We start from the raw sequence: 12,958 nt of genomic DNA on the forward strand, positions 1-12,958 counted from the left end.
GACTCAGGCGGCGGCGAACTGGTCGAGTAGGCCCTGCGGAGCGTCCTCGGCGAAGCACGTGGCGAGCCCGGCGGCGGAGGCAGCGGCGGCGGATTCGCTGCGGGGGAAAAGGTTCCGCTCGTAAGCGGTCAGCGCGGCCTCGACGTCGCCGGGGTGCGCGGCGATGGCCTCGCCGAGCGAAGCGCCGTCGATCATGGCGAGGTTGGCGCCCTCACCGGCGAACGGCGACATGAGGTGGGCGGCGTCACCGAGCAGCGTGACGCCGGGCGTGCGCGGCCACTGGTGGCCAACGGGAAGGGCGTGGATGGGGCGCGGCACGAGTGCTCCGTCAGCGTCGGCGATCAGGGTTTGCAAGCGCGGGTCCCAGTCCGAGAAGTGGCGCAGCACAGCGGTTTTGGAGCGCGCAGACGCGGTGGTGTGCCAGTCCTCGGCAACAGTGAGCGCGGTGTACACGTGCAGGCTGCCGTCAGGCTCGCGGTGCGCCAGGAATCCCTTCCCGGAGCCGAGAGCGAAGAAGAAGCCACTGCCGACGAGCGCGGAGCTGTTGGGGTGGCGCGCATCTGCGGAGTGCAGGTCCAGCTCGATGAGGGAAACGCCTGTATAGCTGGGTTTCACCGGTGAGACCAGTGGGCGGATGCGGGACCACGCGCCGTCCGCACCGACGAGCAGGTCGGTGGTGAAGGCCGTGCCGTCCGCGAGGCGGACTTCGTGGCGGCCGTCGCCGAGCGGGTGTGCTCCGACGACCTTCGTGCCCCAACGAACTGGGGGAATCGACCGGAGCAGGAGGTCGCGCAGCTCGCCGCGTTCGACCTCGGGACGACCGCCGTCACCGTTGTCGGGCGCATCGAAGTGCACGACTGCGTGGCGGTCGAGGATGCGCATGGCCTCGCCACCGGGGTGGATGAGCGCGCGGAACTCCTCGTGCAGACCGGCTGCGCGCAGCGCCGCCTGGCCGGTGTCCTCGTGGATGTCGAGCATGCCGCCCTGGGCGCGCGCCGTGGGGGAAGCGTCGAGTTCGAGGACGGTGGCCTCGATGCCGTGCACGTGCAGGACACGAGCGAGGGTGAGCCCGCCCAAGCCCGCGCCGACGATGGTGATCGCGTTCATGTGTCGCTCCGATGTGTGTGCAGGATGCCGTTGATCAGCGCCTGGAAACCCCACGAGAGCCGGGCGCGCGGATCGCCGGAGAGCAGGTCGGTGGCGAGCCCGGCGATGTGCGGGTGGGATTGGGTGGAGTTCAGCGCGGCGGCGAGGCCGGACATGTCCTGCGCATCCCCGGAGTGCTCGGAGTGCTCGGCGGCGGTCGCGGTGGCGTGCTGGAGCAGGAGGTCGACGCCCCACGCCGCCTGCGCGCGCGGCACTCCGCCCTCGTCGAGCAGGGCCAGCAGGGTTTCCAGGAGGTTCAGGTAGTTGTGCCCGCTCGGGCGGGACATCAGCGCCGCCTGCGCGAGGCCGGGGTGCTCGAACAGCACGAGCGTGTACGAGGTCAGCACGCGCTCCAGGCGCTCGCGCCAGTCGCCAGCGGCCTCGGGCGGCTCGACGGTGCCGAGCAGTTCGTCCAGCACCGCCGCGTGCAGTTCGGCGGTGTTGCGCACGTAGACGTAAAGCGAGGCCGGGCCGGTGTCCAGCTCCTCGGCGAGGCGCCGCATGGTGACTTTGCGCAGACCATCGGCTCGCATGATCCCCACGGCCGCCGCGACGATGCCCTCCCTGGTGAGGGCGGGCTTGGCGGGGCGTTCGCGGCGGCTGCGCGGTGCGGTCATGGCACCACCGTAACGAACATGTTCGTCACGAACAAGTTCGTCCTGCGGTTTCACCCCGATTTCAGCGGCCGTCGCTAGCGTCCGCCGCGCATTCCCCACTGCGTGTCCCTGCGCGTGGAACGAAAGGGAAAATCGTGAAGAAGACCAGACGCGCCGCCCTGGTCGGCGCGGCTGTAGCGACACTCGTCGCCGGACTTTTCGGGGCGACCACGTCGACTGCACAGGCCCAGGGGGCCAACTACTACATTCTCATCGGCGGCACCTGCGACGGTGCCGGAAACGTGTACGACAACGCGTGGCTGCGCGGCGGGATTCGCAAGGTCGTGCACTACCCGGCGGGTGCCGCCGGGCTGCCGGGCTGCGACCAGACGCCGATGGACCGCAGCGTCGCGATCGGTCACGACGTGGCGAAGCGCGTGGTCACGGACTCCTTCAGGGAGAACCCGCGCGCCACTTTCACCGTCGTCGGGTACTCGCAGGGCGCCCTCGTCGCCAACAAGGTGCTCAACGACATCGCGGACGGCAGGCTCGGCGTCGACAAGTCGCGTTTCCGCGCGAAGATCTTCGCCGACCCGATGCAGCCGGTCGGGCCGCCCGGACGGGGAATCAGCGCCATCATTCCCCCGGGAATGGGCGTCCCCTCGCCTTTCGGCGGTTATGTCTCCTTCGGTCCCGGCCGGACCGACTTCGGCGGAATTCCCTTCATCCGCTACTGCATCGAGACCGACGGCGTGTGCCACTTCGACACGCTGGAGGCTCCTGGCGGTTACTTCGCCCAGCACCAGTGCTACCAGTGGACCCGCCCGGCCGACCGCCGCTCGATCATGGGCGACACCATCGCGGACGGCGTCTTCACCAACGGCTCGGTCCACCTGCCTCGGCAGAACTGCCGCCCGCCGTGGCCGACGGGCTGATGCGAACACCTGAATAGACCCGCCCGGAATCCCCAAAAGCCTGGGCTGTTCGGCCGGTCGGCGGCAGACTTGTCGCCGACCGGTCGAAGCACGGTGAGGGGGCCGAGTGGCGGTGCGGTTTCGGCTGTTCGGTGGCGTCGAGGCATGGGTGGACGACCACCTCGTCGACGTGGGCCACGCACGACGGCAATGCGTGCTGGTCGCGCTGCTGGTCGAGGCGAACCGCCCGGTGTCGACGGAGCAGCTGATCGAGCGCGTCTGGGGCGACTGCCCTCCGGCGAGCGCGCGCAACGCCCTGCACGGTTACCTCGCGCGGCTGCGCACGGCGGGCCTGGAGATCAACCGCCACCCCGGCGGCTACGCGCTCGTCGTCGACGCGAAGTCCGTTGACCTGCACCGTTTCCGGCAACTGCTCGCGCAAGCCCGCTCCGCCGACGACGAACGCGCGCTCGCCCTCTACGGCGAAGCACTGGAGCTGTGGCGCGGCGAGGCGTTCGCCGGGCTGGACACGGCGTGGCTGACCACGGTGCGCACGACGCTGGAGGCCGAGCGCGCCGCCGCCGAGCTGGACCACACCGACGTCCGCCTGCGCTGTGGCCAGCACGAGGACCTGGTGTTGCCGCTGACGGCACGGGTCGACCAGCACCCGCTGGACGAGCGGGTGGCCGGGCAGCTGATGCTCGCGCTCTACCGCGGTGGCCGCCAGGCCGAAGCTCTGACGCGCTACGAGCAGACCCGGGCGTGCCTCGCCGAGGAGCTGGGGACCGATCCCGGACCGGCGCTGCGCCAGTTGCACCAGCAGATCCTCCGCGAGGACCCGGCGCTCGCGCTGTCCGCGCCGCGCAGCGACCTCCCCGGTGACGTCGCCGATTTCACCGGCCGCGCCGAGGAGATCCGGCAGCTGCTGGACATCAGCGCGGGCACGACCGTGGTGATCTCCGCGATCGACGGCATGGCGGGAATCGGCAAGACCACCCTCGCGCTGCGCGCCGCGCACCAGCTGGCCGACCGCTACCCCGACGGCCAGCTCTTCCTCGACCTGCACGGCTACACCGAAGGACGGCAGCCGGTGGAGCCCGCCGCCGCGCTGGGCAGCCTGCTGTGCGCGGTCGGTGTGCCCACCGAGCAGATCCCCGACTCCGTGGAGGAGCGGGCTTCTCGGTGGCGAGCCGAGCTGGCACAGCGCCAAGTGCTTGTGGTGCTTGACAATGCGGCCACCGCAGCGCAGGTTCGGCCGCTGCTACCGGGGACCGCGGGTTCGCTGACGCTCGTGACCAGCCGACGTCGCCTCGCCGACCTGGACACCGCGTGCTCGATCTCGTTGGAGCTGCTGCCGAAGGACGACGCGATCGCGCTGTTCACCCGGATCATCGGGAAGCAGCGGGCCGACGCCGAGCCCGCCGCGACCGAGGAAGTGGCTCAGCTGTGCGGATACCTGCCCCTCGCGCTGCGCATCGCCGCCGCGCGGCTGCGCGCCAGGTCCGCGTGGACGGTGGCGCACCTGGCCGAGCGGCTGCGGGACGAGCGGCGCAGGCTGGCCGAACTCTCGGTCGGCGACCGCAGTGTCGCGGCGGCGTTCTCCTTGTCCTACAACGATCTCCCGCCCGAGCGAAGGCGGCTCTTCCGGCTGCTCGGCCTGGTTCCTGGACCGCACTGGGACGCCTACCTCGCGGGCGCGCTGACCGCGACGCACTTCACCGAGGCGGAGGAGGGCCTTGAGCAGCTGCTGGACGTGCACCTGCTCACGCAGCCCTCGCCCGGGCGCTACCAGCTGCACGACCTGCTCCGCGAGCACGCGCGCTCGGTCGCGCTGACGGAGGAGTCGGAGGACGAGCGCGCGGCGGCCGTTGACCGGGTGCTCGGCTACTACTGCACGGCGGGCGCGAAAGCGGCGCAGATGGGCGTCACCATCGAAGGTGTCACCGACCATCCATTCAGGACGGACGAGATCGAGACCGGGCTGCCGGTGTTCCCCTCCTATGACAGGGGGATCAGCTGGCTCAGGACCGAGCGGCCGAACCTGCTGGCCGCGCAGCGGCTGGTCCCGGAAGGCTCGGACGCCGAGCCCGTGCGCTTGCAGATGCTGAAGATGCTGGCGTTCGCGCAGTGCCTGGACGGGCAGGGCGCGGAGGGCGTCGAGTCGACCAGGCGACTGCTCGCGATGCTGCCCGCCGACGACGGCATCCGCCGGATGATCGCGGTGATGTTGTGCGCCACCGTCGAGCGCATGTTCGGCTCGGCGGGCCGGGCCAAGTCGATGCTGCTGGGCGAGCTGCGCAGGCTGCCGGAAGGCGATTCCCCCGAGTCGGCCACGCTGCACATGCGGCTCGCGGTGGAACACCTCACCGCCGGGGACGTCGAGGGCTCGACGGAGTTGCTGGACCGGCTGGCGGCGATGGAGCTGGCGACCGCGATGCGGTTCTCACTGGCCGTGCTGCGCTCGATGGCCGCCTACCTGAACGGAGACGTCCCCGCGACGGCCACGTGGCTGGACACGGCGGCCGCGCTGCTGCCTCAGATGTCGCGCGAGGAGCACGCCGCGTGGGTCGAGGCGCTGTCGTGGCTGTGCTGGGTCGAGGTGCTGGCGGGCCGCGTCGACGCCGGGCTGGCGCACGCGGACCACGCGGCGGAGCTGGCCGAGAACTGCATGTCCAACTACGTGATGGAACACCACGTGATGTCCACGGTCATGTCGGTGAAATCGTTCGTGCTCGGGCGGATGGGCCGCTTGGCCGACGCTTCGGCGCTGGCCGCGAGCGCGGTGGAGCGGGCGCGGCTGATCAGCCTGCCGGAGACGATGTCGATGGCGCTGTCCGCGCACTCGTTGGTGCTGAGCTGGCTCGGCGATCACGACAGCGCGCTGGGGCTGGGCACGGAGGCGGCTCGGTGCGCGGAGTCCCGCCGCGACTGGCGCGCGATCATGGCCCGGTGCGGCCCCGGCCTCGTGCTCGTCTACTCCGGCGATGTCGACGCCGGGCGCGAGAGCGTGCGAAGTGCTTGCGACGACTACGAGTTCATCGCGCGGGACGAGACCGAGATGCTGGTCCTGTTGGAGGCCCTGGCCTACGCGGAGGCCGCGCGCGGAAGGGCTGACGCGGCGGCCGAATGGGCCGATCGCGCGGAACGGGTGCGGCACCCCGCGCACGAGACCAACTCCGCGATGGCCGACCTCATCCGTGCCCACGCGCTGACCGAACTCGACCCGGAGCGCTCCGCGGAACTCGCGCTGAGCGCGGCGAAGACCTTCCACGGCAACGGTTTCCAGCTCGATGAGGGCCGGTCTCGACTGCGCGCCGGGCTGAGCCTGAGCAACGCGGGCCACCACGACCACGCGCTCACCGAGCTGACCGCGAGCGCCAAGCTGTTCACCGCGTGCGGAGCCCGGGCGCTGCGCGATCACGCGATCACCGCGCGGGGCGAACTCCCCCAGCGCGTGCGTAGGCTCAGGTGATGGACCGAGGGGGAGACGTGATCGAGAAGGCCGTGGTCGTCGGGGGTGGCATCGCGGGAACGGTTGCCGCGATCGCCTTGCACAAGGCCGGGATCGACTCGGTGGTGCACGAGTCCTCCCCCTCCGGCGCCGACGACGCCGGGGCCTTCTTCACGATCATGCACAACGGCATGGACGCGCTGGCCGCCGTGGACCTGGGCGGCGCCGTTGCCGAGCACTCCTACCCCGCGCAGGGCGTCCGCCTGCTCACCGGGGCCGGGCGCGAGGTCAGCGCGCAGAGCTACACCGAGGGTCCGCGCACCCTGCGTCGGGCCGCGCTCTACCAGCTGCTGCACGCCGAGGCCGCCAAACGCGGCATCCGCGTCGAGCACAGCAAACGCCTGGTCACCGCTACTGAGAACGACCGTGGCGTGACGGCAACGTTCGCTGACGGCAGCACTGCCGAGGGCGATGTGCTGATTGCCGCAGATGGCACGCACTCCACTGCCCGCGCGATCATCAACCCCGAGGCCCCGCGCGCCAGGTACACCGGGCTGAACGTGGTCTACGGCTACGCGCCCGCACGCGAGGGTGAGGAGCCGAACACCTACACCTTCGTTCACGGCACGCGCGCCGCGTTCGGCTACATCGGCGTGCCCAACGGGCAGACGTGGTGGTTCAGCCGTCTCCCCGGCGAGGAGCTGGACCTGCGCGCGATGACTGCGCAGCAACGGAAAGACCACGCTGCCGCCTACTTCGCCGACGACGACTTCCCCGCCGTGGAGATCATCCAGTCCACGGGCGAGGAGGTCATCGGCAGCACCGTCTACGACATCCCGACCACGCCGAACTGGCACACCGCGCGCATGGTGCTCGCCGGAGACGCCGCGCACGCAGCGTCCCCGGCGTCCGGCCAGGGTGCTTCGATGGCGCTCGAAGACGCGGTCACCCTCGCGAAGTGCCTGCGGGATCTCCCGCCGCACAAGGCTTTCCCGGCCTACGAACGCCTGCGCCGCGACCGCGTGGAACGACTCGTCGCCAGCAGCGCGGAGCGCGACGCCGCCCGCACGAGCGGTGCTCCGCCCAGGCAGCCCAGCGAGCAGGAGCTGGCCGAGCTGACCAAGCGCCGCCGCGCCTTCCAGTCCTGGCTCTACGAGCACCACATCGACTGGGCCGAACCTGTCTCCTAGGACGGAGCCGGGCCGAGGGCGTTGAGCGCGGTGACGACGGTGCTCTCCTCGTACTCGAAGTGCGCTTCGAGCTGCGCGGTCAGGCGGGCCAGCTCGTCGCGGAGCAGCACGGGGTCACTGACGCCCGGCATGTACGCGCCGACGAGCGCGGTGATCGCCTCCTGGAGTTCGGCGACGACCTTGTGCTCGGCGCCGAGCTTCTCCAGCGCGGGCGCGAGCGCGGGAAACCGTTGCGCCAGCATGGGAAACGCGCCGTGGTCCTCGCCGCCGTGGTGCTTGGACAGCGCTCCGCAGAACTCGGCGCAGTGCGCGCGCAGCTGCACGACGAGGTCGGCCGGAGCCTGCCGGCCGGCGATGATCGCGTCCACCTCGGCGCGCAGTCCGGCCAGCTCGGCGCGAAGCCAGTCGTGCACCTCCACGAGGAAGTCGCCCAACCCCCTGGTCTGGGCGTCCACCCGGTGCAGCGTCACCACGGGGATCACGCGCGTGGTCTGCTTCTGGTAGTCGCCGTACCCCGGGGCCTGCTCGACGGCCTTGAGGAAGAGCCGGTCGCGCTCCTCGCCCTCGGGAATCCCGGCGAGCGCCTGGTAGGTCTCGGTGCCGACCTCCACGGTCACGGCGGGGTTCTCGCGGATGTTGTGGTACCAGGCGGGATGGGTCGGCGCGCCCCCGGCGGAGGCGATCACCACGGGCTGGCCGTCGATCTCCAGGTAGCCCAGCGGGCTGGTCCTCGGCAGTCCGCTGCGCGCCCCGGTGGTGGTGAGCAGCGCGAGCGTCGACCCCTCGAACATGCCGCCGACCCGGCCGGAGTTGGCGCGGAATTCGGCGATGACCTGGCGTTGGAAGTCGGTGAAGTCGAACTCTTCGTAGGTCTCGGTCATGTGGTCCTTTCGCGGTTGGTCACACGGGTCGACCGGCTGCGGAACCACTTCGAGACGCGCATGAGAAAACCCCGAGGGCGCACTACGCGTTCGGACACGGCACGAACACCTGAATGGGTTCGGGGATGCCGTGCGCGAGAACGGACTCATGCCGTCCAGAAGTGGCTCAGAAAGCCGCTACCTCCATGCGTAGGCCCATACGGGGCACAGCACGACACTAACACGGTGGGACGTGCGGAGCGCAAGGTTCAGTTCGTCGGCCGACAGCGGCCAAACGATCAAGACCACCCGCTCGGCGGTTGAGCGAATTGACGCGATCGGCCTCCGCGAGCAACCTCGCCACTCGATTCACATTCCCTTCGGAATGCGAACACCGCGGCGGAAACTTTGCCCGGATCGATGCCGGTCCGTCGATCGACGCACCTCCTCCCGCGTGGTAGACACAGCAGCAGGAGGAGATTCCCGGGAATGATCCGGTCAGCCCCGAAATGACACGGTTTGGCAACGGGAGAGGAACCAGTCCCACCACGGCCGGAAGGAATCACGATGACTGCTGAGAGCATTCCGACACTGCCGCGCAGCTCCTCGCTCGTCGCGCGCATCGACGACGCCCTCGCGCGCTCGATGGAAAGTTTCTGTCGGGTGAGCGGCAGCAGCACGCCCGAGATGCTCGACCTGGTCAACGCGCTGACCAGGGTGACGTCGGCGGGCGGGAAGCGCATCCGGCCACAGTTGTTCTACTGGGGCTACCGCGCGGGCGGCGAAGCGGACAGTCCGGAGACAATCGAACTCGCGACGGCGATCGAACTGTTCCACGTCTTCGCACTCGTGCACGACGACCTGATGGACCTCGCGGACACCCGGCGCGGAGTTCCTACCGCGCACAAACAACTCGCCGCGCTCCACCGGGAACGCGGATGGAATGGTGACGCGGACCATTTCGGAGTGTCGGCCGGAATTCTCGCCGGAGACGCCCTTTCCATCTGGGCGGATATGACGATTTCGCAGAACCTGCCGCCGAACGGACGCGCGGAACCGTTCCGGCGCGCCTATGACGAAATGCGGCTCGAACTCATTTCCGGGCAGTACCTGGACATCGCCACCGGAGGTTCCGGCGACACCTCGATGACCTCGGCGCTGCGGCTGGCGCGGCTCAAGTCGGGCAACTACTCGGTCAGCATGCCGCTGCGGCTCGGCGCGCTCGCGGGCGGCGTCGACCAGGACACCATCCGCGGGTTCGAGGCGTTCGGCGCCGTGCTCGGCGAGGCGTTCCAGATGCACGACGACGTGCTGGGCGTCTTCGGCAGCGCGGCCGAGGTCGGCAAGCCGGTCGGCGAGGACATCCGGCAGGGCAAGCGCACCACCCTGATCGCGGCGGCGCTGGCGAGCGCACCGCCCGCCGTCGCCGCGCGATTACTGGAACTGCTCGCCGATCCCGCGCTGAGCGAGGCGGGGGTGGGCGAGGCGAAGGAGATCATCGTGTCCTCCGGCGCGCTCGACGAGGTGCGGGGCATGCTGCGCGAGCGCGTCCACTCCGCCGAGCGCACGCTCGCGGGCCTGCGGCTCACCGACGAGGTCCGGCAGGCACTCCACGACCTCGTGCGAATCGTCGCGCACAGCGACTGAGCGAACGCCGGGGCGGGCCGTCTCCCGCGACCTGCCCCGGCGCGGTCAGCGCGCGTAGGCCTCCAGCTCCACGATCCGCGAGTACGCGTGGTCGTTGGAGTCCAGCGCCACGATCCGCACGGCATCCCCTGTCACCGCGGGGAAAACCGACTTCACGCGACCGGCCACATTGCCCCGCACGGAATCGACGGTGACCCAAGCTCCGGCGCTGCGCACCTGAACGTCCCAGTCACGCAAACCGTTCTGCGCAGCGGGGTAGCGCGCGGAGTCGAGCGTCTGCACCTCCACCCGGCCGATCACGGAGGGCGCGACGAGGCTGACGGAGTAATCGTCCGGGAACACTCCGCGGGTCGCGTCGTTCCACCCGGTGCTCGTCGACCAGTTCGCCGAGTTCGCGTCGCCGTCGACCGCACCGCACACCCGGAAGCTGCCGTGCGTGGACGACGCGGACGCCTGTTCGCCAAGGACGAGGTTGTCCTTGGGCGGCAAGGGAAGCACCTCGACGGGAACCGTGCGGTGCGTGCGGTCGACGCTCAGGCTCAGCGAGTAGGTCCCGGGCTTCGCCGTGCGCGGGACAGTCACTCCGACCTGCGTGTTCACCGTGTGGTCGGGGTCCCACGCGGGCAGCCATGTCGAAATGATCTTACGATCGAGGACGAGCGGTCCCGTCGCGGACAGTTCGACGTCGACGTAGCGGTCGGTCGTCCCGGTGTTGGTGAGGCCGACCTTGAGCGAGCCCGGTAGGCACGGCAGGCCGACGACCTGCACCTTCTCCGGGGTCACCGCTATCGTCACCGGCGCGAGCAGCACGGCTGCCAATGCGAGAGTCCACATGACTGATCACCTCACCTGGATCGCGGGGACGCCGTCCTCGACGGTGAGCTTGGACCGCGAGGTCACCGTGCCGTTGGCCACGGTCACCCGGTCCGCGACGCGGTAGTCGGCGACCCACTGCGCCGCGTTCACCTCGCACCGGACGTAGCCGCGCTGGAAGTTGTGGAACTTCACGTGTGGGTTCTCCGCCAGAATCGTCCGGCCGACCTGGTCGTGGTCCATGCCGTCGCGACCGGAGGTGACCGACGTCCCGACGAACTCCGTGCCGACGACGGGCGAGGGAGCCGCGTAGTCCTCGCGCAGCTCGGAAGCGACGCTGCGGTGCAGGTCGCCCGCGATGCTGACGAGGTTGCGCACGCCTCTTTCCTTTGCGCCACCGAGGATTCGCTTGCGCGAGGCCACGTAGCCGTCCCAGGTGTCCATCGGCACCACGAGGTCCGGCCCGGCCTTCACGTCGAGCTGCGCGATGGCGGTCTGGTGGGCGAGGACCTCCCAGCGCGCTGACCTCTCCGCCATGCCGTCGAGCAGCCACTTCTCTTGCGCCGCACCGGTGATCGAGCGCTTCGGGTCGAGCGAGCCCGGGTTCGGCGGCTTCTCGCCGTCGCCGCCGGCCTGGTCGTCGCGGTGCTGGCGCGTGTCCAACAGGTTGAAGCGCGCCAGATCTCCGTACTGGAAGCGGCGGTAGAGCTGGACGGAAGGACCGGTCGGTGCCTGCGCGAGCCGTACCGGCGTGTGCTCGTACCAAGCCCGGAAGGCGTTGGCCATGCGCACCAGGAACTCTTCGCGCGGCGCGTTGTTCTCCGAGATCGGTCCCGCCCAGTTGTTCTCCACCTCGTGGTCGTCGACCGTGACGATCCACGGCGCGACCGCGTGCGCGGCTTGGAGATCCGGATCGGTCTTGTAGAGCGCGTATCGGCCCCGGTACTCGTCGAGCGTCATGGTCTCGCGCGTGAACTCCACCGGAACCGCCTGCTGGCGGACGCCGGAGTCCGCGCCGACGCCGTACTCGTAGATGTAGTCGCCGAGATGGAACACGACGTCGTGCTCCTGCGCCGCCATATCGCGGAAGGCGGTGTAGTAGCCCTCCCACCACGCCTGGCAGGACGCGAAGGCGAAAGTCATGCCGGACAAGGCTTGTCGCGGAGCCGGAGCCGTCCGCGTGCGGCCCACCGGGCTGATGTGCCCGCCCACGATGAAGCGGTAGTAGTAGTGCCGCCACGGCCGCAGTCCTCGCACGTCCACGTGGACGCTGTGCGAGAACTCCCGCCTGGCGATCTCGACGCCGCTGCGCACGACGCGGCGGAACCGCTCGTCCTCGGCGACCTGCCAGACCACCGCGACCGGGCGCTCGTTCACCCCGCCGAAGGGGTCGAGCGGGCGCGGCGCGAGCCTGGTCCAGATCACCACGGAGTCGGGAAGCGGATCACCCGAGGCGATGCCGAGCTGAAAGGGGTGGTCGCGGAGCCGGTCCACCTCGACAGTGGAGGCGTTGGAGGTGCCGATGCCCGGGAGCGCACCGGAGAACGCGAGCCCCGCGGCGAGACCGCTGGCCGCCAGGAACTTCCGCCGAGTCGGGTTGCCCGTCACCCGCCGAACGCTAGGAGTCCTTCACCCCGCCACCAACCGCCACGTCCCCATCCGGACACCTTTCCCCTCTCGCCGAACCTTCCCCCGCAGCCGTCTTCGAACGTTTTGGCTACGTGATGCGATTGGGGAGCGCTCCCAATCGCGTCATCGTGACAAAACGCGAGGGGGTACGGCGCGGGCGGAGTGCGGGTCAGGCCTCGAAGCTGCCGAGGAGCTTGCTGAGGAGGGCGGCCAGGTGGTCGCGTTCGGCCAGTGAGAGGCCGCTGAGCATCCGGTGCTCGTTGGCGACGTGGTCGGGCAGGGCGCGGTCGATGAGGTCGCGGCCCTCGGCGGTGAGCTTCACGAGCACCACGCGGCCGTCGGTGTCGCTCGGCGTCCTGCTGATCAGGCCGCGCGTCTGGAGGCGGTCGAGGCGCTGGGTGATCGCGCCGGAGGTCACCATCGCCGAGCGGGTCAGCTCCGCAGGCGTCATGCAGCGCTCGGGGCCGTTGCGACGCAGCGTCGCGAGCACGTCGAAGGACGCCCGGTCGAGGCCGTGCTCGGCGAAGACGCGCCTGAGCTCGGCGTCCGCGCGCAGCGCCGCCCTGCTCAGTCTGCCGATCACGCCCATCGGGGAAACATCCAGGTCAGGGCGCTGCTCAGCCCACTGCGCGAGCACCTGGTCGACGTGGTCCGCCATGGTCATCACCCTAGCCCCCTTGCGAAGTCTCTTAGTACTAAGCTAGTTTATCTT

10 protein-coding genes are annotated in these 12,958 nt (G+C 70.1%); 4 read left to right on the forward strand and 6 right to left on the reverse strand.

Annotated features, from left to right (window positions below; all coding sequences use genetic code 11):
• Positions 1-3: 3 nt before the first annotated feature.
• Positions 4-1,107: an NAD(P)/FAD-dependent oxidoreductase gene (locus CCN37_RS11640; protein ID WP_086820740.1), complete on the reverse strand. Its 1,104-nt coding sequence runs from the start codon at positions 1,105-1,107 to the stop codon at positions 4-6.
• Positions 1,104-1,763 (reverse strand): TetR/AcrR family transcriptional regulator, encoded by a 660-nt coding sequence (locus CCN37_RS11645; protein ID WP_086820741.1) that lies wholly within the window; start codon positions 1,761-1,763, stop codon positions 1,104-1,106. The genes CCN37_RS11640 and CCN37_RS11645 overlap by 4 nt, the downstream gene beginning before the upstream one ends.
• Before the next feature lie 134 nt (positions 1,764-1,897).
• Between CCN37_RS11645 and CCN37_RS11650 the strand changes: the two genes are divergently transcribed.
• The 3 genes from CCN37_RS11650 (at position 1,898) to CCN37_RS11660 (ending at position 7,297) form a co-directional block, all read left to right on the forward strand.
• Entirely contained in the window at positions 1,898-2,677 is a 780-nt protein-coding gene (locus CCN37_RS11650) for a PE-PPE domain-containing protein (RefSeq protein WP_246842954.1), read from the forward strand.
• Between the two features lie 106 nt (positions 2,678-2,783).
• Positions 2,784-6,128 (forward strand): AfsR/SARP family transcriptional regulator, encoded by a 3,345-nt coding sequence (locus CCN37_RS11655; protein ID WP_086820742.1) that lies wholly within the window; start codon positions 2,784-2,786, stop codon positions 6,126-6,128.
• Complete coding sequence (locus tag CCN37_RS11660; RefSeq protein ID WP_210407975.1) at positions 6,128-7,297, forward strand: FAD-dependent monooxygenase; 1,170 nt, start codon at positions 6,128-6,130, stop codon at positions 7,295-7,297. Before CCN37_RS11655 ends, CCN37_RS11660 begins: the two co-directional genes overlap by 1 nt.
• Here CCN37_RS11660 and CCN37_RS11665 read toward each other — a convergent pair.
• Positions 7,294-8,178 (reverse strand): nitroreductase/quinone reductase family protein, encoded by an 885-nt coding sequence (locus tag CCN37_RS11665; protein WP_086820743.1) that lies wholly within the window; start codon positions 8,176-8,178, stop codon positions 7,294-7,296. The two genes, CCN37_RS11660 and CCN37_RS11665, sit on opposite strands and share 4 nt — an antisense overlap.
• 546 nt (positions 8,179-8,724) lie before the next feature.
• Between CCN37_RS11665 and CCN37_RS11670 the strand changes: the two genes are divergently transcribed.
• Positions 8,725-9,804, forward strand: a complete 1,080-nt coding sequence (locus CCN37_RS11670; protein WP_086820744.1) for a polyprenyl synthetase family protein — start codon at positions 8,725-8,727, stop codon at positions 9,802-9,804.
• 45 nt (positions 9,805-9,849) lie between these two features.
• Here the strand turns inward: CCN37_RS11670 and CCN37_RS11675 are convergent, their stop codons facing one another.
• The 3 genes from CCN37_RS11675 to CCN37_RS11685 all read right to left on the reverse strand — a co-directional run bounded on the left by CCN37_RS11675 (position 9,850) and on the right by CCN37_RS11685 (position 12,904).
• Complete coding sequence (locus tag CCN37_RS11675; protein WP_143261564.1) at positions 9,850-10,638, reverse strand: hypothetical protein; 789 nt, start codon at positions 10,636-10,638, stop codon at positions 9,850-9,852.
• Between the two features lie 6 nt (positions 10,639-10,644).
• Positions 10,645-12,225 (reverse strand): alkaline phosphatase, encoded by a 1,581-nt coding sequence (locus CCN37_RS11680; protein ID WP_086820746.1) that lies wholly within the window; start codon positions 12,223-12,225, stop codon positions 10,645-10,647.
• Positions 12,226-12,415: 190 nt separating this feature from the next.
• A complete protein-coding gene (locus tag CCN37_RS11685) occupies positions 12,416-12,904 on the reverse strand; it encodes a MarR family winged helix-turn-helix transcriptional regulator (protein ID WP_086820747.1) in 489 nt (162 codons plus the stop codon).
• Positions 12,905-12,958: the final 54 nt, after the last annotated feature.

Source organism: Allokutzneria sp. NRRL B-24872 (assembly GCF_002155965.1).
GTDB lineage: Bacteria > Actinomycetota > Actinomycetes > Mycobacteriales > Pseudonocardiaceae > Allokutzneria.